Annotated in this window: 20 protein-coding genes; 14 read left to right on the top strand and 6 right to left on the bottom strand. The window is 65.5% G+C overall.

From position 1 onward, the window contains the following. The first annotated feature begins 78 nt into the window (after window positions 1–78). The 6 genes from RTH46_RS06170 to RTH46_RS06145 all read left to right on the top strand — a co-directional run bounded on the left by RTH46_RS06170 (window position 79) and on the right by RTH46_RS06145 (window position 7328). Window positions 79–1434 carry a pitrilysin family protein gene (locus tag RTH46_RS06170; protein WP_316905242.1) on the top strand — a complete coding sequence of 452 codons (1356 nt, stop codon included), beginning with the start codon at window positions 79–81 and terminating at the stop codon, window positions 1432–1434. Further along, window positions 1427–2920 carry a pitrilysin family protein gene (locus tag RTH46_RS06165; protein WP_316905241.1) on the top strand — a complete coding sequence of 498 codons (1494 nt, stop codon included), beginning with the start codon at window positions 1427–1429 and terminating at the stop codon, window positions 2918–2920. Before RTH46_RS06170 ends, RTH46_RS06165 begins: the two co-directional genes overlap by 8 nt. Continuing rightward, window positions 2920–3522: a 16S rRNA (guanine(966)-N(2))-methyltransferase RsmD gene (gene rsmD / locus RTH46_RS06160; RefSeq protein ID WP_153785517.1), complete on the top strand. Its 603-nt coding sequence runs from the start codon at window positions 2920–2922 to the stop codon at window positions 3520–3522. The genes RTH46_RS06165 and rsmD overlap by 1 nt, the downstream gene beginning before the upstream one ends. A gap of 94 nt (window positions 3523–3616) precedes the next feature. Then, the gene (locus tag RTH46_RS06155) at window positions 3617–4915 is read left to right on the top strand and encodes a pitrilysin family protein (RefSeq protein ID WP_316905240.1); all 1299 of its coding nucleotides are present in this window, start codon (window positions 3617–3619) and stop codon (window positions 4913–4915) included. A gap of 154 nt (window positions 4916–5069) precedes the next feature. Next, window positions 5070–6275 (top strand): pitrilysin family protein, encoded by a 1206-nt coding sequence (locus tag RTH46_RS06150; protein ID WP_316905239.1) that lies wholly within the window; start codon window positions 5070–5072, stop codon window positions 6273–6275. Window positions 6276–6335: 60 nt separating this feature from the next. Then, entirely contained in the window at window positions 6336–7328 is a 993-nt protein-coding gene (locus tag RTH46_RS06145) for a hydrolase (RefSeq protein WP_316905238.1), read from the top strand. Window positions 7329–7427: 99 nt separating this feature from the next. Here the strand turns inward: RTH46_RS06145 and RTH46_RS06140 are convergent, their stop codons facing one another. After that, window positions 7428–8282, bottom strand: coding sequence for a sulfurtransferase (locus RTH46_RS06140; protein ID WP_316905237.1), 855 nt, complete (start codon window positions 8280–8282; stop codon window positions 7428–7430). A gap of 35 nt (window positions 8283–8317) precedes the next feature. Then, on the bottom strand, window positions 8318–8983 hold the full coding sequence (locus RTH46_RS06135) for a TetR/AcrR family transcriptional regulator (protein WP_110996027.1): 666 nt from the start codon (window positions 8981–8983) through the stop codon (window positions 8318–8320). 170 nt (window positions 8984–9153) lie between these two features. On the opposite strand from RTH46_RS06135, the gene RTH46_RS06130 reads away from it, so the two are divergent. The 6 genes from RTH46_RS06130 (at window position 9154) to ggt (ending at window position 15395) form a co-directional block, all read left to right on the top strand. Next, on the top strand, window positions 9154–10584 hold the full coding sequence (locus RTH46_RS06130; RefSeq protein ID WP_153785512.1) for a coniferyl aldehyde dehydrogenase: 1431 nt from the start codon (window positions 9154–9156) through the stop codon (window positions 10582–10584). 16 nt (window positions 10585–10600) lie between these two features. Beyond that, the gene (locus tag RTH46_RS06125; protein WP_316905236.1) at window positions 10601–11086 is read left to right on the top strand and encodes a twin-arginine translocation pathway signal protein; all 486 of its coding nucleotides are present in this window, start codon (window positions 10601–10603) and stop codon (window positions 11084–11086) included. A gap of 66 nt (window positions 11087–11152) precedes the next feature. After that, on the top strand, window positions 11153–12751 hold the full coding sequence (locus tag RTH46_RS06120) for a GMC family oxidoreductase (RefSeq protein ID WP_316905235.1): 1599 nt from the start codon (window positions 11153–11155) through the stop codon (window positions 12749–12751). A gap of 111 nt (window positions 12752–12862) precedes the next feature. Further along, window positions 12863–13342 carry a pantetheine-phosphate adenylyltransferase gene (gene coaD / locus RTH46_RS06115; protein ID WP_153785509.1) on the top strand — a complete coding sequence of 160 codons (480 nt, stop codon included), beginning with the start codon at window positions 12863–12865 and terminating at the stop codon, window positions 13340–13342. 119 nt (window positions 13343–13461) lie between these two features. Further along, window positions 13462–13713, top strand: coding sequence for a YfhL family 4Fe-4S dicluster ferredoxin (locus RTH46_RS06110; RefSeq protein ID WP_011531711.1), 252 nt, complete (start codon window positions 13462–13464; stop codon window positions 13711–13713). Further along, the gene (gene ggt / locus RTH46_RS06105) at window positions 13713–15395 is read left to right on the top strand and encodes a gamma-glutamyltransferase (protein WP_316905234.1); all 1683 of its coding nucleotides are present in this window, start codon (window positions 13713–13715) and stop codon (window positions 15393–15395) included. Before RTH46_RS06110 ends, ggt begins: the two co-directional genes overlap by 1 nt. 88 nt (window positions 15396–15483) lie before the next feature. On the opposite strand, the gene mutM is transcribed toward ggt, so the two are convergent. Together mutM and RTH46_RS06095 are read right to left on the bottom strand one after the other, a co-directional pair. Further along, complete coding sequence (gene mutM / locus RTH46_RS06100) at window positions 15484–16296, bottom strand: bifunctional DNA-formamidopyrimidine glycosylase/DNA-(apurinic or apyrimidinic site) lyase (RefSeq protein WP_153785508.1); 813 nt, start codon at window positions 16294–16296, stop codon at window positions 15484–15486. Between the two features lie 3 nt (window positions 16297–16299). Then, the gene (locus RTH46_RS06095; RefSeq protein WP_316905305.1) at window positions 16300–17118 is read right to left on the bottom strand and encodes an HDOD domain-containing protein; all 819 of its coding nucleotides are present in this window, start codon (window positions 17116–17118) and stop codon (window positions 16300–16302) included. 362 nt (window positions 17119–17480) lie between these two features. On the opposite strand from RTH46_RS06095, the gene RTH46_RS06090 reads away from it, so the two are divergent. Continuing rightward, on the top strand, window positions 17481–18677 hold the full coding sequence (locus tag RTH46_RS06090; RefSeq protein ID WP_316905233.1) for a class I SAM-dependent rRNA methyltransferase: 1197 nt from the start codon (window positions 17481–17483) through the stop codon (window positions 18675–18677). A gap of 57 nt (window positions 18678–18734) precedes the next feature. Here RTH46_RS06090 and RTH46_RS06085 read toward each other — a convergent pair whose 3' ends face one another. Both RTH46_RS06085 and RTH46_RS06080 read right to left on the bottom strand, forming a co-directional pair. Next, window positions 18735–19802, bottom strand: a complete 1068-nt coding sequence (locus RTH46_RS06085) for a phosphatidylinositol-specific phospholipase C (protein WP_153785506.1) — start codon at window positions 19800–19802, stop codon at window positions 18735–18737. Between the two features lie 152 nt (window positions 19803–19954). Continuing rightward, window positions 19955–21631, bottom strand: a complete 1677-nt coding sequence (locus RTH46_RS06080; protein ID WP_316905232.1) for a DUF4153 domain-containing protein — start codon at window positions 21629–21631, stop codon at window positions 19955–19957. 320 nt (window positions 21632–21951) lie between these two features. On the opposite strand from RTH46_RS06080, the gene ilvD reads away from it, so the two are divergent. Next, on the top strand, window positions 21952–23793 hold the full coding sequence (gene ilvD, locus RTH46_RS06075) for a dihydroxy-acid dehydratase (RefSeq protein WP_316905231.1): 1842 nt from the start codon (window positions 21952–21954) through the stop codon (window positions 23791–23793). Window positions 23794–23905: the final 112 nt, after the last annotated feature.

The raw sequence follows: 23905 nt of genomic DNA, 5'->3' as shown, positions 1-23905 counted from the left end.
CAACCGGATCAGTATCCTAGCACCTCCTGGCCCGCCGACGCTAAACCCAAGCGGGCCGCAGAACAGGTTAAACACCGTATGAATGCTCTAGCCCGCCGCGCCGCTGGCCTGTTGCTCGGCACGCTGTGCCTGCCGCTTGCGGCCTTCGCCGCCGATGTGCAACCCACCCACGAATTCATCCTCGACAACGGCCTGAAAGTGGTCGTGCGCGAGGACCACCGTGCCCCGGTGGTGGTTTCGCAGATCTGGTACAAGGTCGGCTCCAGCTACGAAACCCCGGGCCAGACAGGCCTGTCCCACGCCCTGGAGCACATGATGTTCAAGGGCAGCGCCAAGCTTGGCCCTGGCGAGGCATCGCGCATCCTGCGTGACCTGGGCGCCGAAGAGAACGCCTTCACCAGCGACGACTACACCGCCTATTACCAGGTGCTGGCCCGCGACCGCCTGCCGGTGGCCTTCGAACTGGAAGCCGACCGCCTGGCCAGCCTGCGCCTGCCGGCCGACGAGTTCAGCCGCGAGATCGAGGTGATCAAGGAAGAGCGCCGCCTGCGCACCGACGATCAGCCCACCTCCAAGGCCTTCGAGCTGTTCCGTGCCATGGCCTACCCGGCCAGCGGCTACCACACCCCGACCATCGGCTGGATGGCCGACCTCGAACGCATGAAGGTCGAAGAACTGCGCCACTGGTACGAGTCCTGGTACGCGCCGAACAACGCCACCCTGGTGGTGGTCGGCGACGTCACCCCCGACGAAGTGAAAACCCTCGCACAAAAATTCTTCGGCCCCATCCCCAAGCGCGCCGTGCCCCCCAGCAAGCTGCCGCTGGAGCTGGCCGAACCGGGCCTGCGCAAGCTGACCCTGCACGTGCAGACGCAGTTGCCGAGCCTGATCTACGGGTTCAACGTGCCGGCCCTGGCCACCGCCAAGGACCCGCGCACGGTCAACGCGCTGCGGCTGATTTCCGCCCTGCTCGACGGCGGCTACAGCGCCCGCATGCCGGCGCGCCTGGAGCGCGGCCAGGAGCTGGTGGCCGGTGCCTCGTCCAGCTACAACGCCTTCACCCGGGGCGACAGCCTGTTCCTGATCTCGGCCACCCCCAACGTGCAGAAGAAAAAGACCCTGGCCGAGGTCGAGAAAGGCGTCTGGCAACTGCTCGAAGAACTCAAGACCACCCCACCGACCGCCGAAGAGCTAGAGCGCGTGCGCGCCCAGGTGATCGCCGGCCTGGTCTACGACCGTGACTCCATCAGCAGCCAGGCCACCACCATCGGCCAACTGGAAACCGTCGGCCTGTCCTGGAAATTGATCGACAGCGAACTCGACGACCTCAAGCGCGTGACCCCGCAAGACATCCAGGCCGCTGCCCGCACCTACTTCACCCGCGAACGCCTGAGCGCTGCCCATGTACTGCCCGAGGAGTCCGCTCATGAGTGACCGCAGCGCACCCCGCTACACCCTGCTGGGCCTTGGCATCATCGTGCTGGTGGTGGCCATCGCCGTGCTGCTGGCCCGTCCGGCCCAGTCCGACAGCGCCAGCCAGCCCGCTACCGCGGCACGGCCGGCCAACTCGCTGCAATCGCTGGCCGAACTGGACGGCAAGGCCCCCAGCCGCCGTCAACTGAACATCCAGCACTGGACCACCGCCGAAGGCACCCGCGTATTGTTCGTCGAAGCCCGCGAGCTGCCGATGTTCGACCTGCGCCTGACCTTCGCCGCCGGCAGCAGCCAGGACGGCACCACGCCAGGTGTGGCCACGCTGACCAACGCCATGCTCAACGAGGGGGTGGCCGGCAAGGACGTCACCGCCATCGCCGAAGGCTTCGAGGGCCTGGGCGCAGATTTTGGCAATGGCTCCTACCGCGACATGGCCGTGGCCTCGCTGCGCAGCCTCAGCGCCGTCGACAAGCGCGAACCGGCACTCAAGCTGTTCACCGAAGTGGTGGGCAAGCCGACCTTCCCGGAGGACGCCCTCAAGCGCATCAAGAACCAGATGCTGGCCGGCTTCGAGTATGAGAAGCAGAACCCCGGCAAGATCGCCGGCAAGACGCTGTTCGCCAATCTGTACGGCAACCACCCCTACGCTCACCCCAGCGACGGCACGGCCCAGTCGGTCACCGCCATCACCCTCGACCAGCTGCGCGCTTTCCATGGCAAAGCCTATGCCGCCGGCAATGCGGTGATCGCGCTGGTCGGCGACCTCAGCCGCAGCGAAGCCGAAGCCATTGCCGCCCAGGTTTCCGCCGGCCTGCCCAAGGGCCCGGCCCTGGCCAAGCCCGAGCAGCCGGTTGAACCCAAGCCAGGCATGACCCACATCGACTTTGCCTCCAAACAGACCCACCTGATGCTGGCCGAGCTTGGCATCGACCGTAACGACCCGGACTGGCCGGCCCTGTCGCTGGGCAACCAGATCCTCGGCGGCGGCGCCTTCGGCACCCGGCTGATGAGCGAAGTGCGCGAAAAGCGCGGCCTCACCTACGGGGTGTACTCGGTGTTCAGCCCGATGCAGGTACGCGGCCCGTTCATGATCAACCTGCAAACCCGTGCCGAGCTCAGCGAAGGCACGCTCAAGCTGGTCCAGGACCTGCTGGCCGACTACCTCAAGAACGGCCCGACGCAACAAGAGCTGGACGACGCCAAACGCGAACTGGCCGGCAGCTTCCCGCTGTCCAATGCCAGCAACGCCAGTATCGTCGGCCAGTTGGGCGCGATCGGCTTCTACAACCTGCCGCTGAGCTGGCTGGAGGACTTCATGCAGCAGTCCCAGGCGCTGACCGTCGAGCAGGTCAAGGCCGCCATGAACAAGCACCTGGCGGCGGACAAGCTGGTGATCGTCACCGTCGGCCCGAAGGTGGCGCAGCAGCCGCTGCCGGCCCCCACTGACAAACCCGCCGAGCGGCCGCTCGGCGTACCGGAGCATTAATGGCACGCCCCAATACCCCCGCGCGCAGCGCCCCAGGCGCCAGCAAAGGCCCCGGCCAGCTGCGCATCATCGCTGGCGAGTGGCGCAGCCGCCGTCTCGACGTACCCGAAGGCGACGGCCTGCGCCCCACCCCCGATCGCGTGCGCGAAACCCTGTTCAACTGGCTGGCGCCGTACATCGAGGGCGCCCGCGTGCTGGATGCCTTCACCGGCAGCGGCGCGCTGGTGCTCGAAGCCCTGTCCCGCGGCGCGGAAAACGCCGTGGCGCTGGACAGCAACCCGGCCGCCATCGCCAACCTCAAGCACAACCTCGAACTGCTGCGCTGCCCGCGCGGGCAGATCCTGCAAACCGACGCCCTGCGCTACCTGCAAGGCCCGGCCAAGCAGCAGTTCGACCTGGTGTTCCTCGACCCACCATTCCACCAGGATCTGCTGGCCAACACCTGCAACCTGCTGGAACAAGGCCAATGGCTGCGCGAGCAGGCGTGGATCTACACCGAGAGCGAGGCCGCACCCTCCACCCTGCCGATGCCGGGCAACTGGCGCCTGCACCGCGAGAAAAAGACCGGCCAAGTGCACTACGCGCTCTGGCAGCGCACTTGACCTCTCGGCCCCGCCTGCATAGCTAAGTACCGCAGGTGGGGCTTTGGCATGACCGAAGCTGAAGCTCCAAACGCCTCAATGGAGCGCCTCGGCCATGCCCGATGCACAACACGCCTCATCCATTCCCCTGCAGCACTTCACCCTTGCCAATGGCCTTCGCGTATACCTGCGCGAAGATCATCGTGCCCCACTGGTCAGCGCGCAGCTCTGGTACCACGTCGGTTCCAGCTACGAGCCCGAAGGCCATAGCGGCCTGTCCCACGCGCTCGAACACCTGATGTTCGAAGGCAGCAGAAAACTGGCACCCGGCGAGTACACCAGACTCATGACGCGCCTGGGTGGCCAGCCCAATGCATTCACACAGAAAGACGCCACGGTGTTCCCCCTGACACTGCCTGCCAGGCATTTGGAAATTGCCTTGGAGGCCATGGCCGACTGCATGGTCTCGGCCACGCTCGATCAAGCGCCTTTCGCTCGCGAGTTGGCAGTGATCATGGCCGAGCGCAGTGAGCGAATCGACAACAACCCCCTGGCGTTTGCATGGGAAAAGCATACGCAACTGGCCTATGGCAAAAGCACGTATGCCACGCCGGAGATCGGGCACCACGCTGACCTGCTGCAAATGACCAATGCTGCAGTTCGTACGTGGTATCGCACCTGGTATCACCCCAACAATGCGACCCTCGCCGTGGACGGCGCGATCGACATACAGCAACTGCGCCTGCTGGTGGAACGTCATTTCGACGCGATACCGCCAAACCGTCTGCCAGACGTGAAGCGCCCCAGGATGGACGTGGCCCCCCTGCAACGCAGCCAAGCACTGCAGCACCAAGGCCAGCGCGACGGATTGCTGATGAGCTACGAGGTGCCCAGCCTCGCCACCGCGGATTCGCCGGTGCAAGCCCACGCCCTGAATCTGTTGCGCTACCTGTTGGCCGTCGGCAACAGCTCGAGGATGCGCCGCCAGATGCTCGATGAGACACAGATGGCCATGGCCATGGGCTCTGACTACAGCATGGTCCGACGGGGTGACCGCTTGCTTTCCTTCCTTGCCTATTCCAACCCAGAGAAGGCGACACCCGAGCAGCTCAAGGATCGCCTGCTGGCCGAGGTGGAGCGCTGTCGGCACACGCCTGTGGACGCGGCGGAGCTGGCTAGGGCCAAGGCCAAGGTCTTGTCCCAACGGGTCTTCGAGCAGGACAACATCGCCACGCGGGCCGAGCAGATCGGCCAGTACGCCAGCGCCGGGCTCGACCCTACCCTGCTGGACCGCGAGCGCCAGGCCATCAAGAGCGTGACAGCGGAGCAGATTCGCCAGGCTGCGCACGACTGCCTCACGCACGACCGCTTGACGGTCACCTACATGCTCGGCAAGGAGAGCAACCATGAATGACACCCTACAGCCAATCGAATCGGCTTCCCCTTCTGGCCTGGTCAGCGCCCAGGATCTGGACCTCGATCGGTTCGACGACATCACGACCCAGGTACAGTCGTGGCAAACCGGCGAAGGAACCCGGGTGAAATTCGTCCATGCGCCAGGGCTACCAATGCTCGACCTGATCCTGTCGTTCGATGCCGGCAGCGCCCTGGACGACCAGCACGCTGGGCGCGCGGCATTGACGCTGCACATGCTGGATGAAGGGGTCAACGGCCTGGACGTCAGCCAATTTGCCGAACGCCTCGAAGGCCTGGGAGCCATCGTCGACAAGAAGATCAAGCTGGAAAGGGCCATTGTGAGTGTGCGCACGCTGACCGATAAGGCGGTGCTCGAACCGGTCATGGCGCTGTTCACCGACCTCGTGGCTCGCCCCGACTTTCCAGCTGGTGCCCTGGACAAGATCAAGCGACAGCTGCTGCAGCATGACGCGGCACTGCGCAACCAACCGCAAGCCCGCGCCCATTTCGAGACTTGCAAGCACCTGTATCGCGGGCACCCCTACGCCAACTCGATCAGCAGTACGCCTGAAAGTATCGAGGCACTCGACGTTGATGCGCTGACGACCTTCCATCAGCGCGGGTACAGCGCCAACAATCTGGACCTGATTCTGGTCGGCGATGTGTCCCGGCACGAGGCCGAGACGCTCGCGCAACGCATCAGCCAGGCTCTGCCGCAGGGCTGGGCGGTCCAGGAACCTGCTCCGCTGCCGCAAGCAGCAAGCGCGACGCTGCACTTCGACCAAGCCGCCGCAGTCAGCTCGGTACAGCTCACCCTGCCTCTACGGCTGCATCCCGCCAGCCCGGACTACCATGCATTGGCACTCGCCAGCGAAGTACTTGGCTCAGGCCTGGACTCCCGCTTGATGACCGCCTTGCGCCAGCAACAGGGTCTGACTTATGACATTCGCAGTAAATTGACCTGCCTGAAGGGCAGCGGCATGTTCGTCATCCACTGGAATGTCGCGGCAACGAAGGTCCAGGCCTCGCAGGCCCTGGTTTGCGAATTGCTGGAGCACTTCATCGAGCAGGGCCCTACGCACGAAGAGCTGCAACTGGCGCGACAGAAACTGGCAGGGCGCCTGATGCAAGATGTCGCGCGCAACCAAGGCCTGGCTGAGCTATTGGCCCGTGACAGCCACCTGGGGCTGGCGGACGACCGCCTCGGTACCTATCTGCAAACCCTTGCCAGCATCGATACGGAGCACGTCCGTGCGGTTGTCCAGTATCACTTCGACCTGGCTCGCAAGCTACTGGTCAGCGTAGGTCCGAGCGCTGACCAACAGCCCCTTGCGCAACGAGACGATAACGACCAATAGCGCAGGTACAGTGGCGGTGTTTCATGGCACTCTAGGCAGGCACATCACGAGTCGCCCAGCATGCCCAGCCTCACCGCCACGTTCCGCCCGGCCACCGGCCTGTCCAACCCGCACCTGCAGACGCTCTGGGGGCCACTGTGGCGCAAGCTGCCGGACCTTCAGCGCAACCGTGAGCGCCTATGGCTGGCGGATGGCGACTTCCTTGATCTCGACTGGCACGGCCCGCACCAGCCCGACGCCCCCTTGGTGCTGGTGCTGCACGGGCTGACCGGGTCGTCCAACTCGCCCTATGTCAAAGGCCTGCAGCAGGCGCTGCAACTGCGTGGCTGGGCCAGCGTCGCGATCAACTGGCGCGGCTGCTCGGGCGAGCCCAACCTGTTGGCGCGCAGCTACCATTCCGGCGCCAGCGAAGACCTCGCCGAAACCATCCGCCACCTGCGCGCCCAGCGCCCGCTCGCCCCCCTGTATGCGGTGGGTTATTCACTGGGCGGCAATGTGTTGCTCAAGTACCTGGGGGAAAGTGGCTCTGCCAGCGAGCTGGAGGCGGCGGTGGCTGTATCGGTGCCGTTTCGCCTGGACCAGTGCGCCGACCGCATCGGCCTGGGCTTCTCGAAGATCTACCAGGCGCATTTCATGCGCGAGATGCTGGCTTATGTGCAAGACAAGCAGCGGCACTTTCGCGACAAAGGGCACCATGAAGGGCTGGCCGAGATCGAACGCCTGGGCTCGCTGCGCAACCTGCGCACCTTCTGGGATTTCGACGGCAAGGTGACCGCGCCACTCAACGGTTTCAGCGACGTGCACGATTATTACCGGCGCGCCTCCAGCCGTTATTACCTGAGAGAAAACCGCACGCCGACGCTGATCATCCACGCCAGCGACGATCCGTTCGTGTTCAGCCACAGCCTGCCAAGCGCCGATGAGCTGGCGCCGCAAACGCAGTTCGAGCTGCACAGCCGCGGTGGGCATGTGGGGTTTGTCGACGGCAGCCTGCGCAACCCGGGGTATTACCTGGAGCGGCGGATTCCGCAGTGGCTGGTGGACGGCAGGTAAGACCTCATCGCGGGGCAAGCCCGCTCCCACGACTGCTTTGCAGTTGGGCGTGGGAGCGGCGGTGCGCCGCTGCGACTTGCCCCGCGATGGTTGCGTCAGTCAATCACCGGTCGCGACCCCGCGCTGCGGATCATTGATCCACTCACTCCACGACCCGGCATACAAGCGCCCCAGCGGGTACCCGGCCAGCGCCAGCGCAAACAAGTTGTGGCAAGCCGTCACCCCCGACCCGCAATAAGCCACCAGCTGCTCCGGCGAGCGGCCGCCAAGCTTCTCGGCAAACCGCTGCTTGAGCTGCTCGGCCGGCAGGAATCGCCCATCAGCGCCGAGGTTGTCGGTGAACGCCGCGCAGTGGGCGCCCGGGATATGCCCGGCCACCGGGTCGATCGGTTCCACTTCACCGCGAAAACGCGGCAAACCCCGGGCATCGATCAGGGTCAGTTCAGGATCACCGAGGCGTTTGACCAGGTGCCCGGCATCGATCAGCAGCTTCATGTCCGGCTCACCGCTGAACTGGCCTTCACGCTTGACCGGCGGATCCAGGCTGAGCGGCAGATGCGCCGCGTGCCAGGCCTTGAGACCACCATCGAGCAGGTACACCGATTCGCGCTTGCCGAGCCAGACCAGCAACCACCAGGCCCGAGCGGCGAAGGCACCAGGGCCGTCGTCGTACAGCACCACTCGGCTGTCATCGTCCACACCCCACTCACGCAGGCGCTCGACCAGCCGCTGCGGGTCCGGCAACGGGTGGCGGCCGGTGCGGCCCTTGACCACCGGCCCGCTCAGGTCACGTTCCAGATCGGCGAAATGCGCCCCGGCGATATGCCCCTGGGCATAGCTGCGTTGGCCGTAATCGACATCTTCCAGGGCAAAGCGGCAGTCGAGGATCACCAGGCCGGGCGCGTCCAGTTGCTCGGCCAGTTGCTGCGGGGTGATCAGTTGCGCAAGGGGCATGACAGTCTCCTGATGAAGGGCTCGAAGGCGCTGGTTCAGTGCTCCAGGGCCTGGTTGAACGGTACATGGAATTCGTCGCACAAGGTGTCCACGACGGCGCGCGAGCCAGGCGTGACGAAGCCCAGTTCCAGCACCAGCACCTGATAGACGCCGCGCTTGAAGGCTTCTTCACCCAAATGCGCGGAATGTTCGCGGGTGGTGCTGAGAAAACGCACCCACGAGGTCAACACGATCCAGGCATTGATGGTCAGTGATTCGATCTGCGCGGCATCCATGGCCAGGATGCCGGCCTCGACAAAGCCACGATAGATCGCCTGGCCTTGCTGCAGACAGCGTTGCGAAAAGCGCCGGTAGCGGGCGGCCAGCTCCGGATCGCTTTCGAGCAGGTGTTCAAGGTCGCGGTGCAGGAAGCGGTAGTTCCACATCGCTGCCAGCAGTGCCTTGAGGTAGAAGCGTTTGTCTTCAACCGTGGCGACGCGGCCCTGAGGCGGACGCAGGAAGCTGTCGACCAGTTCTTCGTACTGGCTGAACAGCACGGCGATGATCGCCTGCTTGTTGGGGAAGTGGTAGTACAGGTTGCCGGGCGATATTTCCATGTGCGCGGCAATGTGGTTGGTGCTGACGCTGCGCTCGCCCTGCTGGTTGAACAGCTCCAGGCTGTTCTGCACGATGCGTTCTCGGGTCTTCATGCGCGGGGCCATGCTCAGCTCCAGTCTCCGTGCGTTCAAGTGATGGGGCATCTTACGGGCTATCGCCCCGCGACGTCAGGGCACGGCAGCGCAAATGTCCGCTGATCTGGCCGATAAATCACTCACCCCGACAGGAATTAGAGTATAGGCTCTACTCACTCTTTCCCACGGGTGCCTGCGCCATGACCTCGATCATCACCTCACCCCCTGTTACTTGCGACAGCACGCTCGAGGCGATGTTCGCCGCCCAGCGCCAGGCATTCGCCGGCAACCCCATGCCACCGGCGGCACAACGCCGGCAGTGGCTGAAAAGCCTGCGCGAAACACTGCTGCGTGAGCAGGAGGCCCTGATCGCGGCCATCGACAGCGACTTTGCCGGGCGCAGCCGCGACGAGACCCTGCTCGCCGAGCTGCTGCCCTCGGTGCAAGGCCTGCGCCATGCCGAACGCCACCTGCAACGCTGGATGCGGCCGTCGCGCCGGCGCGTCGGCCTGGCCTTCCAGCCCGCCAGCGCCAAAGTGCTGTACCAGCCGCTGGGCGTGGTGGGGATCATCGTGCCGTGGAACTACCCGCTGTTCCTTGCCATCGGGCCCCTGACCTGTGCCCTGGCGGCCGGCAACCGGGTAATGCTCAAGCTCAGCGAAGCCACGCCGGCCACAGGGTTGGTGCTCAAGGCACTGCTGGAGCGGGTGTTCCCCAGCGACCTGGTCAGCGTGGCGCTGGGCGAGGTGGAAGTCGGCCAGGCCTTCGCCCGCCTGCCCTTCGACCACCTGCTGTTCACCGGCGCCACCAGCATCGGCCGCCAGGTGATGCTGGCGGCGGCGCCCAACCTCACCCCGGTCACCCTCGAACTGGGCGGCAAATCCCCCGCCATCGTCTCGGCGGATGTGCCGCTGGACACCGCCGCCGAACGCATCGCCTTCGGCAAGACCCTCAACGCCGGGCAAACCTGCGTGGCACCCGACTACGTGCTGGTGCCACGCGAACGCCTGGATGCCTTTGCCGATGCCTACCAGCGCGCGGTACACAGGCTCTACCCGCGTATCGCCGACAACCCCGACTACAGCGCGATCATCAACCCGCGCCAGCTCGACCGCCTGGAGCGCCTGCTGGCCGATGCCCGCGCGCAGGGCGCGCAAGTGCGCGACCTCTACCCCGACGAACCGCGCCAGGGCCGCCGCCTGCCGCCGCACCTGTTGCTGGAGGTGAACGACAGCATGCAGGTGATGCAGGACGAGATCTTCGGGCCCTTGCTGCCGCTGGTGCCCTACGACCACCTGGACCAGGCGCTGGCCTACATCAACCAGCGCCCGCGCCCGCTGGCGCTGTACTACTTCGGTTACGACCGTGGCCAGCAGGCCCGAGTGCTGCGCGACACCCACTCCGGCGGCGTGTGCCTCAACGACACCCTGCTGCACGTGGCCCAGGATGACCTGCCATTCGGCGGTGTCGGCCCCTCCGGCATGGGGCACTACCACGGCCATGAAGGCTTCCAGACCTTCAGCAAAGCCAAAGGGGTGCTGGCCAAGCAGCGCCTGAACGCTGCCCGGCTGATTTACCCGCCCTATGGCAAGGCCTTGCAGCGCTTGGTCTACAAACTGTTCATCCGTTGAGCGAGGAAGGCTGCGCATGCACCGTCGCGACCTGCTCAGGTTCAGCCTGGGCGCCAGCGTGTTCCTCGGCACCGCCAGCCTGATTGGCTGCTCGAAACAAACACCCTCGGCGGGTTACCAGGTGCTGCGTGATGACGACCTGCCGCTGTTGCGAGCCCTGATCCCCGTGGTACTGGCCGGCACGCAGGCCACTGAAGCGCTGGTGCTGCACAGCCTCGACGGCAAGCTGGCGGCGCTGTCGCCGGCCATGCTCAAGCTCACCCGGCAGTTGTTCGACGTGCTCAGTCTGCCGCTGACCCGGGGGCCGCTGACCGGCGTCTGGGGCAGTTGGAGCGAGGCCAGCAACGCTGATGTGGAGGCCTTTCTCGCACGTTGGGGCGGTAGTGGGCTGAACCTGCTGCGCCAGGGGCATGCGTCGTTGCTGCAGCTGTTGTCGATGGCTTGGTATGAGCGGCCGGAATCTTGGGCTGCGTGTGGCTATCCAGGGCCACCGAAGATTTGAACTTCAGGCTGCCGGGGCCGCTTTGCGGCCCCAGCACGACCAAAACCCAACAACAAAGGCCACGCCATGCCCGTCCCCGACCCGTTTCGCCAAGGCCTCGAACGAGGCTGGATCACCCACGATGCCTCGCGCCTGCAGCAGGACCTGACCTTCGAAGCCGATGTCGCCGTGATCGGCAGCGGCGCAGGCGGCGCCACCACGGCCGAGGCGCTGAGTGCCGCCGGCCTGAACGTGCTGCTGATCGAGGAAGGCCCGCTGAAGACCAGCAGCGACTTCCACCTGCTGGAGCACCAAGCCTACGCCGAGCTCTACCAGGAAGGCCTGGGCCGGCTGAGCAAGGAGGGCGCCATCACCATCCTCCAGGGCCGCGCGGTAGGCGGCACCACCCTGGTCAACTGGACCTCGAGCTTTCGCACCCCAACGCAAACCCTCGAGCACTGGGCCCGGGAGCACGCCGTCAAAGGCCTGGACAGCGCCACCCTGGCCCCCTGGTTCGAACGCATGGAGCAGCGCCTGGGCATCACCCCTTGGGCGCTGCCGCCCAACGCCAACAACGACGTGCTGCGCCGTGGCTGCGAGGCGCTCGGCCACCGCTGGGCGGTGATCCCGCGCAACGTGCGCGGCTGCTGGAACCTGGGTTACTGCGGCATGGGCTGCCCGGTCAATGCCAAGCAGTCGATGCTGGTCACCAGCATCCCGGCGTTGCTGGAAAAGGGCGGCACGCTGCTTTACCTGGCCCGCGCCGAGCGCTTCAGCCATGACGGCCAACGTATCGACCACCTGCTGTGCCAGGCCCTGGATGCCCGCGGCATACACCCGACCGACCGGCAGATCCAGGTGCGCGCCCGCCATTACGTGCTGGCCGGTGGAGGCATCAACAGCCCGGCCCTGCTACTGCGCTCCGAAGCCCCCGACCCGCACCAGCGCCTGGGCAAACGCACCTTCCTGCACCTGGTCAACTTCAGCGCCGCGCAGTTTGCCGACAGGATCGACCCGTACTACGGCGCGCCGCAGTCGATCTACAGCGACCAGTTCCAATGGCAGGGCGGCGTCGACGGGCCGGTCGGCTACAAACTCGAGGTGCCGCCGCTGCACCCGGCCCTGGCCAGCACCCTGCTCGGGGGCCACGGCCAGGACAACGCCCTGCGCATGGCCGAGCTGCCGCACACCCATGTGATGCTGGCGCTGCTGCGCGATGGTTTCCACCCGGACAGCCCGGGCGGCCAGGTAGAACTGCGCAGCGATGGCTCGCCGGTGCTCGACTACCCCGTCACCGACTACCTGCGCGACGGCCTGCGCCGGGCCTGGCACAGCATGGCGCAGATCCAGTTCGCCGCCGGGGCCCGCCAGGTGATGCCCGTGCATGGCGATGCCCGCTACGTCGACACCCCCGCGCAAGCGGCCGCGATGATCGACGGCCTGCCCATGGAACTGTTCCGCATGCGCCTGGGCAGCGCCCACGTCATGGGCGGCTGCGCCCTGGGCGAAGACCCGCGCCAGGCGGTATGCGACAGCCTGGGCCGGCATCATCAGCTGGAAAACCTGTCGATCCACGACGGCTCGCTGTTCCCCACCAGCATCGGCGCCAACCCGCAGCTGTCGGTGTACGCCCTGGCGGCGCGGCTCAGCGAGGCACTGGTTGGCCGCCTGACACAGACTGCATGACAGCCGATACACACAATGTCTATAGTGCCATCAGCCAGCCACGCGGCTTGGCCGGGCGCGGTCGCTGAGCTACCATCCGACTCCCCAACGCACTCCAGCCAGGATGACGCGATGAACCGAGTGTTGTACCCGGGTACTTTCGACCCCATTACCAAAGGCCATGGCGACCTGGTCGAGCGCGCCTCGCGGCTGTTCGACCACGTGATCATTGCCGTGGCCGCCAGCCCGAAGAAAAACCCACTGTTCCCGCTGGAGCAACGGGTGGCGCTGGCCCGCGAGGTCACCAAGCACCTGCCCAATGTCGAAGTCATCGGCTTCTCCTCGCTGCTGGCGCATTTCGCCAAGGAGCAGAACGCCAATGTGTTCCTGCGTGGCCTGCGCGCGGTCTCGGACTTCGAATACGAGTTTCAGCTGGCCAACATGAACCGCCAGCTGGCGCCGGACGTCGAGAGCCTGTTCCTCACGCCTTCCGAGCGTTATTCGTTCATTTCCTCGACGCTGGTCCGGGAAATTGCCGCGTTGGGCGGCGATATCACCAAGTTCGTCCACCCGGCGGTGGCCGACGCGCTGACCGAGCGCTTTCGCAAGTAACCTGAGTGCCCGGGGCGCGTCCCGCTGACGCGCCCGCGTGCACTGCGGGCGCGAATCCGGCACAATTGCGCCTATCGCATTGAAACATGCCCGGGCCCGACGCCCCGGCCGGAGTCCCCATGTCCCTGATCATCACCGACGATTGCATCAACTGCGACGTCTGCGAACCCGAGTGCCCGAACGCTGCCATCTCGCAAGGCGAAGAGATCTACGTGATCGACCCGAACCTGTGCACCCAGTGCGTGGGCCACTACGACGAGCCGCAATGCCAGCAAGTCTGCCCGGTCGACTGCATCCCACTGGATGAAGCCCACCCGGAAACCGAAGACGAGCTGATGGCCAAGTACCGCCGGATCACCGGCAAGGCCTGATGCCGTTCGTCGCCGCGATACGCCGCGCCGCGCTGGGCGCCGCCCTGGCGCTGCTGGCCACGGCAGCCCAGGCCGACGGCCCGGGCCGCGCCGCCATCGCCAGCCCGCACACCGAAGCCACCGCCGCCGCCCGGCAGGTGCTCGAACAAGGCGGCAACGCCTTCGATGCCGCCGTGGCCATCGGCGCCGCGCTGGCAGTGGTCGAGCCCTACGGCTCGGGCCTTGGCGGCGGTGGTTTCTTCCTGCTGCGCGAACAAGCGGCCACCCCGCGCTACGCCTTCCTCGACGCCCGTGAGCGCGCACCTGCCGCCGCGCGGGCAGACATGTACCTCAAGGACGGCAAGGTCCAGCCCGGCCTGTCGATCAACGGCCCGCTGGCGGCGGCCATCCCCGGCCTGCCCCAGGCCCTGGCCGACCTGGCCGCCAGCCACGGCAAACTGCCGCTCAAGGACAGCCTGGCACCGGCAATCCGCCTGGCCAATCAGGGCTTTGCCGTCGACCGCATCTACCGCGACCGCGCGACCATGCGCCTGGCGGCGCTGCGTGATGACCCCGAAAGCGCCCGGCTGTTCCTCAGCGCCAATGACGTACCGGCCCTGGGCACGGTGATCCGCCAGCCTGAGCTGGCCAGCACCCTGCAAACCCTCGCCGAGCATGGCCGCGACGGCTTCTACCGTGGCCCCACCGCCCAGCGCCTGGTCGATGGCGTACGTCGGGCCGGCGGCCTGTGGAGCCTCGACGACCTCGCCGGTTACCACACCGCCTGGCGCGAGCCGCTGCGCTATCAGCTGGCCGAACAGCGTGAACTGATCAGCAGCCCACCGCCTTCGGCCGGGGGCATTGCCCTGGCCCAGAGCCTGGCCATGCTCCAGCGCCTGCCCTGGCAAAGCGCCGAGCCGGTACAGCGCAACCACTACGTGATTGAGGTATTGCGCCGGGCGTACCGCGACCGTGGTCTGCTGGGTGACCCGGACTACGTCGCCAACCCCGTCAACCGCCTGCTGGCGCGCCACTACCTCACTGGCCTGGCCGACAGCATCGACGTGCGCCAGGCCACCTCCAGCAGCGCCCTGCCGCCGTCACCGGCCTGGCGTGAAGGCGACCACACCACCCACTTCACGGTGATCGACGCCGACGGCAACGCGGTGTCCGCCACCCTGTCGGTCAACCTGCCGTTCGGCGCGGCGTTCAGCGTGCCCGGCACCGGCGTGGTGCTGAACAACGAGATGGACGATTTCGCCGCCGACCCCAACGGCAGCAACAGCTACGGCCTGGCCGGCAGCCAGGCCAATGCCGTGGCGGCGGGCAAGCGGCCGCTGTCGAGCATGAGCCCGACTTTCATCGAAAGCCCAAGCCAGTTCGCCAGTTTCGGCACACCCGGCGGCAGCCGGATCCCGAGCATGGTGTTGCTGTCGGTAATGGGCTTGCTCGAAGGCCGCCCCGTGGCCGAATGGCCGGCGACGCCGCGCTACCACCACCAGTACTTGCCGGATGTGGTGGAGCATGAGCCGAGGACGTTCAGCGATGCACAAAAGGCCGAGCTGCAGGCGCGCGGGTATCGGTTGAAGGATGTGGGGCGTAACTACGGCAACCAGCAGGTGCTGTATTGGGACAAGGCTGGCGGGACTGTCGAGGCGGCCAGTGATCCCAGGGGTGTAGGGCAAGCGACGGTAATCGACTGATCCGGCCCTATCGCGGGGCAAGCCCGCTCCCACGAGCCCGGAGTGGATCCTGTGGGAGCGGGCTTGCCCCGCGATAGCGATCAGCCGGTCAACGCTGGCATTTCGGGCAGAACACGCTCGCCCGCTGTCCCAGCGTCACCGTGCGCAACTCGGTGCCGCACACCTTGCACGGCTGCCCACCGCGCCCGTAAACGAACAACTCCTGCTGGAAATACCCCGGCTGCCCATCGCCACCAATGAAATCGCGCAAGGTCGTGCCGCCCTGCTCGATGGCCGCCGCCAGCACCCGCTTGATCTCGATCGCCAGCCGCAGATAGCGCGCCCGGGAAATCCCGCCCGCCTCGCGGCGCGGGTCGATGCCGGCGGCGAACAACGCTTCGGTCGCATAGATGTTGCCCACCCCGACCACCACCGCGTTGTCCATGATGAACGGCTTGACCGCCATCGAACGGCCACGGGACAGCTGGAACAGCCGCTCGCCGTCGAACAGGTCGGTCAAAGGCTCCGGCCCCAGCCGTAGCAGCAGTTCATGGTTGAGCGGGTCGAGGCTCCAGAGCATGGCGCCGAAGCGCCGTGGGTCGGTGTAGCGCAACATCAGCCCCGACTCCAGCTCGATGTCCACATGCTCATGCTTGGCTGCCGGCAGGCCCAGCTCGACCAGGCGCAAGTTACCCGACATGCCCAGGTGGCTGATCAGCGTGCCCACCTCGGCGTTGATCAACAGGTACTTGGCGCGGCGCTCGACGCTGACGATGCGTTGCCCCGACAGACGCACGTCGAGGTCTTCCGGGATCGGCCAGCGCAGGCGCCGGTCACGCACCACCACACGGCTGACCCGCTGGCCCACCAGATGCGGCGCAATACCGCGCCGGGTGGTTTCGACCTCTGGCAATTCCGGCATGGTTCAGCGCCCGCCCAGTTCGCGGATGTCCTGCTTGAGCTGCTCGAAGTCGTACTCCGACAGCCCGATGTATTCCAGCACCAGCGGACCAACCATGTTCCACTCGTGGTCGACGCTCTGATTGCCCAGCACGCGGTACGAGGCGCAGATGTGCTCGGACATCTTCAACACCGCCAACAGGTTCTTCAGCTGGGTCTGGGCGTTGCGCGAGGACTCGTCGCGGAACACCGACAGAGCGTTGTGGTGGTTGGCGATGGCGGCGCTGATATGCTCCGGCAGGCGCCACGACTTGGCGGTGAAGTAGCCGACCACCGAGTGGTTGGTGTTGAACACGCGGTTCTCGGTGTCCACCACGCGGACTTCGTCATTGGCCTTGGCGTAGGACTCTTCCAGCACTTCCATGTAGTTGGGGAAGCGCTTGTGCATCAGCGGCACGCCGCAATCGTGGAACAGGCCCAGGGTGTAGGCCTCGTCCGCCGCCTGGATGCCGGTGCGCTTGGCCAGGGTGAGGCAGGTCATGGCCACGTCCTGGGCGGTGTCCCAGAACGGGTTGAGGGTGACGATGGTCTCGTCGCTCATCTCGCCCTTGATCGACTGGGCGTTGATCAGGTTGATGATCGAGCGGCTGCCCAGCAGGTTCACCGCGCGCTGGATCGAACCGATCTTGTTCGACAGGCCGAACTGCGCCGAATTGACCAGCTTGAGCAGGGCGCCGGCCAGGCCGGGGTCCTGGGAAATCAGCTTGGCGATGGTCTCCAGGTCCGGGTCGGGCATGTACTGCTCGAACTGCAGGTCGACCATGATCTGCGGCTGCGGCGGAATGGTGATGCCTTGCAAGGCTTGCTGGATCTGTTCGGCGGTAAGTTCCTGGGACATGGTTCGGGCTCCTTGGGGACGGGGGATTCTAAACCCTGTAGTCCGCCAGGGCACCCAATGAGTGGATCGTTCGTTCCAGGTTTTTCTTTAGACCCTTGGGCATGGGTGGCCTGCGTGGTTGGCCTGCGTGGGAGCGGGCTTGCCCCGCGATAGGTCCTACCCGGCGAACATCGCTGGCCATACTGACGCCATCGCGGGGCAAGCCCGCTCCCACGCCTGATTTTATCCATCCCACACTTGGTCGTGCCCGCGCGCCGAACCCTGAGCCAACACGGTATACTCCCGCTCTTTTTTCCCGGAGCGACGTCATGTCCCTGCCCAGCCTTCGTCTCAAAGCCAATGCCGACCGCCGCCTGCGCGCCGGCCACCTGTGGGTCTACAGCAATGAAGTCGACGTTGCCGCCACCCCGCTGCAGGGCCTGAAGGCCGGCCAGCAAGCCATCCTCGAAGCCGCCAACGGCAAGCCGCTGGGCGTGGTGGCCATGAGCCCGAACAACCTGATCTGCGCCCGCCTGCTGTCGCGTGACGCCAAGCTGCCACTGGACAAGTCGCTGCTGGTACACCGCCTGAACGTGACCCTGTCGCTGCGCGAGCGGTTGTTCGACAAACCGTGCTACCGCCTGGTCTACGGCGACTCCGACCTGCTGCCCGGCCTGGTGGTCGACCGTTTCTTCGACATCCTCGTGGTGCAACTGGCCTCGGCCACCATGGAAGCGCACAAGGACGAAGTGATCGCCGCCCTGATCCAGGTGCTCAAGCCCAGCGGCATCCTGTTCAAGAACGACTCCGCCGCCCGTGACGCCGAAGGCCTCGAGCGCTACGTCGACACCGTCTACGGCGAAGTGCCGGACTGGGTCGCCCTGGAAGAGAACGGCGTCAAGTTCGAAGCCCCGGTACGTGAAGGGCAGAAGACCGGCTGGTTCTACGACCACCGCATGAACCGCGCGCGCCTGGCGCCCTACGTCAAAGGCAAGCGCGTACTCGACCTGTTCAGCTACATCGGTGGCTGGGGTGTGCAGGCCGGCGCATTCGGCGCCAGCGAAGTGTTCTGCGTGGACGCCTCGGGCTTCGCCCTGGACGGCGTGGAGCGCAATGCCGCGCTGAACGGCATCAGCGAGAAAGTGACCTGCATCGAAGGCGATGTGTTCGAAGCCCTGCGCGAGCTCAAAGCCGCCGAAGAGCGTTTCGACGTGATCGTTGCCGACCCGCCCGCCTTCATCAAACGCAAGAAAGACCTGAAAAACGGCGAGGCCGCCTACCGCCGCCTCAACGAACAGGCCATGCGCATGCTCAACAAGGACGGCATCCTGGTCAGCGCCTCGTGCTCGATGCACCTGCCCGAGGACGACCTGAACAACATCCTGCTGACCAGCGCCCGCCACCTGGACCGCAACCTGCAGCTGCTCGAACGTGGCGGCCAGGGCCCTGACCACCCGGTGCACCCGGCGATCAGCGAGACCCGTTACATCAAGAGCATTACCTGCCGCTTGCTGCCGAACAGCTGATCAAATCCCTGCCTGGGCCACTGCATGGCCCAGGCAGCGGCAGAAACACAGACCGACTCATCGTCCCAAGTCATGGGTCGAGTTGTGGTTGTTGGCGATGATGTTGGCAATCAACGACTCGCCCGGGAAATCGGCCATGATGATGCCAACCGTCCTTTGCGTCGGCCCAGGGCCGTTCAGATCCTTGATGTCGTCACGCGCGAGGGTGTTGGTGCCTTCGAAGGATATCGAGCAGACCCGCATGGCACAGGTTGTCCGGGGAAAGAACGGGTACCAGTCGACTTCCCCCAGCGCGATGAGCCCGGTGGACAACCGCGCGGCATCCGTCCCCGGGCTGACGTGGCCGCTGGCAACGAAGTAGGGAAACGAACCGACACTGCCCGACAGGTAGTTCACATAGAACGTATCCGGGCTGCCCGCGGCAGCTCGGTGCAGGTGGCGCCGTACCTTGAGGTACTTCTCGTGCAGGTCCCAGTTGGTTTTCAGGGTTGAATCATCCTGGACGTCGAAACTGGCGTAGTCGAGCCCTTGGTTGTTGAGCTCGGCGATGTTGGACAGCACGACGAATTTCCCTCGCGCCTCGCCCAGCGTGACACCGCCACCCGGCGCCTTCAGGTAGATGTCCGAGAACTGCGCCATGTACTGCTCGAAGACCTGCGCCAGGCTCAGGGTTACATTGCTCTCGGGGGTATGCTCCTGCTTGATGCGAAACAATACGGTTTCGCTGGGGTTGGCCTTGAGAAAGCGTCGAATCGACTCAAGCGCGCTGCCGAACATCTTGTCGAGATAGACCGAGCCATGGTGCAAGGCGAATGCATCACCCGTTTGCCGGATACGTAGATCGAGCACACGAATGCCGTAGCGCAACTGCTCGTCGAAATCGAGAGTCTGGGTGCTGACGATGTCTGTGACGATCGGAAACAGTCTGACATCAAAGGTCGCCGAATCGTGGGTGCCCGGAAGTGCCATTTCGCTTAGCCGCACATTGTCACGGATCATGCCCATCCACGCGTGCTTGTCGGTGAATGGATCATGGGCATCGTGGGAGTAGGCATCGTCGAGGTGAGCGAAGGCTGAGCTGGCCAGGCAGCAGAGCAGACCGGCAAGGCAACGCAAAGGTCCCATGGGGTGTCCTCCTTGGACTGTGAGAAGTGCGGCCACGCTAGCAAGCAGGCAAACGACCAGGCGTTAGATAGTTACCCGTTGGCCTGACAGCATGAGGCCGCGTTGCGGCTTCATCGCCGACAAGCCGGCGAAGGGCTGCAGGACAGCCCCTGTTACCGCCTGAAGTCCTGCATCAGCTCCTGCCCGCCGATGCTCAAGGTCCTGTAGCGCGGCGTGACCAGCTTCACCGCCCCTTCGCGAATGCCGTTGACCAACCCATCCAGGTTGTCCATGTTGCCGCTCAAACTCCCCACTTCCCGCCATTCGCGGTTGTCCCAGGTGAGCACGAACAGGCGCGATGCGTAAGTGTGCCGCGGAATCATCAGCACTTCGTTGTGCCCATCGTCATCCAGGTCGACCGCCCACAGATAGCAGCCCTTGCCGCCGCACTGGCTTTCGGCCAGGGTCGAGTCAGCCAAGGCTTCAGTGCTGGACTGTACCGGCCCCAGCCACTCCAATTTTGGCCCGCGTTCCTCGGCCGCTGCCGGCCGTCGCACTTGCTCCAGCGTCGCCAGCAGTTGCGCACGCTCTGGCGCATCGAACAACTCATCCGTTTGCAGCCGTTTTTCAAGCTGCTCGAAGGCCTCGCGCCCCGGCTGGCCCAGGTCGTGGTACAGGTTTCGCGCATCGAAGTCGCTGACCGACGTACGCCCACTGACCAGGCGCTCGACCTGGTTTTTCGCACTCAGCTGCTGTGGCGCGAGCAACGGCGTATAGAACAGCACTACCAGCACCGCGCTGAGCAGGGCGATCCACGGGTTGCTCACCCGCAGGCTGTTAAGCCAGCCCTGGCGCGACGCCAGCACCGCCCAGGCCGCCGCCAGGCCGTGGACCAGCATCACCCCCACCAGCAACAGCGCCAGGATTCGCGACGGTGTCAGCCCGTACTGGTCGATGCGCATCCAGCTGGCGTAGGCCGCCAGGCCCACCAGCACCGGCAGGCACAGCAGGCTGGCGTTTACCAGGCGCTTGAGTGCAACGGGATAGACGCTGCCCTGATGCCCCTCCTGGAACACACCGTTGACCAGGAACAGGGTGATGATCGCCAGCGCCAGCAACAGAGTCGTCGAGTAACCCGTGTCCCACACCGGCTGCAGCCCGGTGAACGGCAGCGTCAGGGTGAACAGCAGGGTAATCAGCGCGCCGAGCGGCAGCAGGAAGCGGCACAGCGTCAGCAGGATGCCACGCAGCAGGCCGATGACCTTCTCGTTCTCCCGGCCCATGCGCATCCCCAGGGAGAACACCACCGGCAGCACCAGCCAGAGGAACACCGGCGACTCCACCACGTCCTTCACCTGCGGGATACCCAGCATGCTGAACAGCAGCGCACACAGCCACAGCAGCTGCCAGAACAGGCCGGTCAGCATCTGCGCCAGGAACAGGATGAACACATTGTTCCAGGCATGCCGGAACAGGTCTTCGTAGCGCAGCCGCAGCCCTTCGCCGGTCGGCCAGGCCAGGATGAACGCGGTGCCGATATAGCCCAGCACCACCGCCGCCAGGCACCAGGTCATCTGTAGCCAGCCATTGGGCTCGGCGCTGAACACCCAGCCGCTGATCCCGCTGATCAACAAGGTCAGGCCCAGTACCAGCCAGCCCGTGCCGCGCTGGCGCACAGCGCTGCCGAGCAACTGCAGGTTAAGGCCCGCCACCACCATCGCGACACAGACGGCCACCGACATACCGAAGCCGAGCACTTCACCGCGCTCCAGCACGGTGGCGAGCAATACCAGGCCCTGGACCAGGCCGATGACAACGTAATACAACAACGAGCGAGCAGGCGCCGGCATGGCAAATCCTTTTGGCCAGTGGGGGACGAAGCGCGCCAGTCTACCGAACCCTGCGCAACCGATGCCAAGGGCTTTACCGTGCGGCCTGGGCCGACTGCCAATTATCACAACGGCATTCCCTCGCAGGCGCGGCGGTGTAGAATCGGGCCTATTCATCGCCAGACATCCCCGGCGGGTTTATGAGCTCTGGTCGAGCCTGCGGCGATCCCGCGTGGTCTTCGGCCCCCATCCTTGCCAGCGGCAACCGGCCTTCGGCGTTTCAGGACAAGAGAAGCTCACTCCCTATTTACGTGACGTGATTTAGCCGCCAGGAGCGCTCCATGCCTGATTACCGTTCCAAGACCTCCACCCACGGCCGCAACATGGCCGGCGCCCGCGCCCTGTGGCGCGCCACCGGGATGAAGGACGACGATTTCAAGAAACCGATCATCGCCATCGCCAACTCGTTCACCCAGTTCGTCCCGGGGCACGTGCACCTGAAGGACCTGGGCCAGCTGGTCGCCCGCGAGATCGAACGCGCCGGTGGCGTGGCCAAAGAGTTCAACACCATCGCAGTCGATGACGGCATCGCCATGGGCCACGACGGTATGCTCTATTCGCTGCCCAGCCGCGAAATCATCGCCGACGCCGTCGAGTACATGGTCAACGCCCACTGCGCCGACGCCATCGTCTGCATCTCCAACTGCGACAAGATCACCCCCGGCATGCTGATGGCCGCCCTGCGCCTGAACATCCCGGTGATCTTCGTCTCCGGCGGCCCGATGGAAGCCGGCAAGACCAAGCTGGCCAGCCATGGCCTGGACCTGGTCGACGCCATGGTCATCGCCGCCGACTCCAGCGCCTCCGACGAAAAGGTCGCCGAGTACGAGCGCAGCGCCTGCCCGACCTGCGGTTCGTGCTCCGGCATGTTCACCGCCAACTCGATGAACTGCCTGACCGAGGCCCTGGGCCTGGCCCTGCCGGGCAACGGCTCGACCCTGGCCACCCACTCGGACCGCGAGCAGCTGTTCCTCACCGCTGGCCGCACCATCGTCGAACTGTGCAAACGCTACTACGGCGACAACGACACCTCGGTCCTGCCGCGCAGCATCGCCAACTTCAAGGCGTTCGAGAACGCCATGATGCTCGACATCGCCATGGGCGGTTCGACCAACACCATCCTGCACCTGCTGGCCGCGGCCCAGGAAGGCGAGGTGGACTTCGACCTGCGCGACATCGATCGCCTGTCGCGCAAGGTGCCGCAGCTGTGCAAGGTGGCGCCGAACATCCAGAAGTACCACATGGAAGACGTGCACCGCGCCGGCGGCATCTTCAGCATCCTCGGTTCGCTGGCCCGTGGTGGCCTGCTGCACACCGACCTGCCGACCGTGCACAGCGCCAGCATGGAAGAAGCCATCGCCAAGTGGGACATCACCCAGACCGATGACGAAGCCGTGCACACCTTCTTCAAGGCAGGCCCGGCCGGCATCCCGACGCAGACCGCGTTCAGCCAGTCGACCCGCTGGGAAACCCTGGACGACGACCGTGAAAACGGCTGCATCCGCAGCTTCGAGCACGCCTACTCGCAAGAAGGCGGCCTGGCCGTGCTGTACGGCAACATCGCCCTGGACGGCTGCGTGGTGAAGACCGCCGGCGTGGATGAGTCGATCCATGTGTTCGAAGGCAACGCGAAGATCTTCGAAAGCCAGGACAGCGCCGTGCGCGGCATCCTTGCCGACGAAGTGAAGGCCGGCGACATCGTCATCATCCGCTACGAAGGCCCGAAAGGCGGCCCGGGCATGCAGGAGATGCTGTACCCGACCTCGTACCTGAAATCCAAAGGCCTGGGCAAAGCCTGCGCCCTGCTCACCGACGGCCGCTTCTCGGGCGGTACTTCGGGCCTGTCGATCGGCCACGCCTCGCCGGAAGCCGCCGCGGGCGGTGCCATCGGCCTGGTGCGCGACGGCGACAAGGTGCTGATCGACATCCCCAACCGTTCGATCAACCTGCTGGTCAGCGATGAAGAGCTGGCCCAGCGCCGCGTCGAGCAGGACAAGAAAGGCTGGAAGCCGGCCGAAGTGCGCCCACGCAAGGTGACAACCGCGCTGAAGGCCTACGCCCTGCTGGCTACCAGTGCCGACAAGGGTGCGGTGCGTAACAAGGCGATGCTTGAAGGGCTGTGAGGCTTTGATGGCATGAAAAAACCGGCGCCTGGTGCGCCGGTTTTTTTTATCCGCTCGTCCCTTATCGCGGGGCAAGCCCGCTCCCACGAAGTAAGCGCGGCTTTGCGTGGGA

Source organism: Pseudomonas sp. zfem004 (assembly GCF_032621715.1).
In the GTDB taxonomy this organism is placed as follows: Bacteria; Pseudomonadota; Gammaproteobacteria; order Pseudomonadales; family Pseudomonadaceae; genus Aquipseudomonas; species Aquipseudomonas sichuanensis.
The sequence above is the reverse complement of the archived record's forward strand: the minus strand, read 5'-3'. Positions and strand labels throughout refer to the sequence as shown.

Coding starts and splice junctions, on each gene's coding strand:
- RTH46_RS06170 (WP_316905242.1), top strand. CDS start 79: ATGAATGCTCTAGCCCGCCGCGCCGCTGGCCTGTTGCTCGGCACGCTG.
- RTH46_RS06165 (WP_316905241.1), top strand. CDS start 1,427: ATGAGTGACCGCAGCGCACCCCGCTACACCCTGCTGGGCCTTGGCATC.
- rsmD (WP_153785517.1), top strand. CDS start 2,920: ATGGCACGCCCCAATACCCCCGCGCGCAGCGCCCCAGGCGCCAGCAAA.
- RTH46_RS06155 (WP_316905240.1), top strand. CDS start 3,617: ATGCCCGATGCACAACACGCCTCATCCATTCCCCTGCAGCACTTCACC.
- RTH46_RS06150 (WP_316905239.1), top strand. CDS start 5,070: ATGCTCGACCTGATCCTGTCGTTCGATGCCGGCAGCGCCCTGGACGAC.
- RTH46_RS06145 (WP_316905238.1), top strand. CDS start 6,336: ATGCCCAGCCTCACCGCCACGTTCCGCCCGGCCACCGGCCTGTCCAAC.
- RTH46_RS06140 (WP_316905237.1), bottom strand. CDS start 8,282: ATGCCCCTTGCGCAACTGATCACCCCGCAGCAACTGGCCGAGCAACTG.
- RTH46_RS06135 (WP_110996027.1), bottom strand. CDS start 8,983: ATGGCCCCGCGCATGAAGACCCGAGAACGCATCGTGCAGAACAGCCTG.
- RTH46_RS06130 (WP_153785512.1), top strand. CDS start 9,154: ATGACCTCGATCATCACCTCACCCCCTGTTACTTGCGACAGCACGCTC.
- RTH46_RS06125 (WP_316905236.1), top strand. CDS start 10,601: ATGCACCGTCGCGACCTGCTCAGGTTCAGCCTGGGCGCCAGCGTGTTC.
- RTH46_RS06120 (WP_316905235.1), top strand. CDS start 11,153: ATGCCCGTCCCCGACCCGTTTCGCCAAGGCCTCGAACGAGGCTGGATC.
- coaD (WP_153785509.1), top strand. CDS start 12,863: ATGAACCGAGTGTTGTACCCGGGTACTTTCGACCCCATTACCAAAGGC.
- RTH46_RS06110 (WP_011531711.1), top strand. CDS start 13,462: ATGTCCCTGATCATCACCGACGATTGCATCAACTGCGACGTCTGCGAA.
- ggt (WP_316905234.1), top strand. CDS start 13,713: ATGCCGTTCGTCGCCGCGATACGCCGCGCCGCGCTGGGCGCCGCCCTG.
- mutM (WP_153785508.1), bottom strand. CDS start 16,296: ATGCCGGAATTGCCAGAGGTCGAAACCACCCGGCGCGGTATTGCGCCG.
- RTH46_RS06090 (WP_316905233.1), top strand. CDS start 17,481: ATGTCCCTGCCCAGCCTTCGTCTCAAAGCCAATGCCGACCGCCGCCTG.
- RTH46_RS06085 (WP_153785506.1), bottom strand. CDS start 19,802: ATGGGACCTTTGCGTTGCCTTGCCGGTCTGCTCTGCTGCCTGGCCAGC.
- RTH46_RS06080 (WP_316905232.1), bottom strand. CDS start 21,631: ATGCCGGCGCCTGCTCGCTCGTTGTTGTATTACGTTGTCATCGGCCTG.
- ilvD (WP_316905231.1), top strand. CDS start 21,952: ATGCCTGATTACCGTTCCAAGACCTCCACCCACGGCCGCAACATGGCC.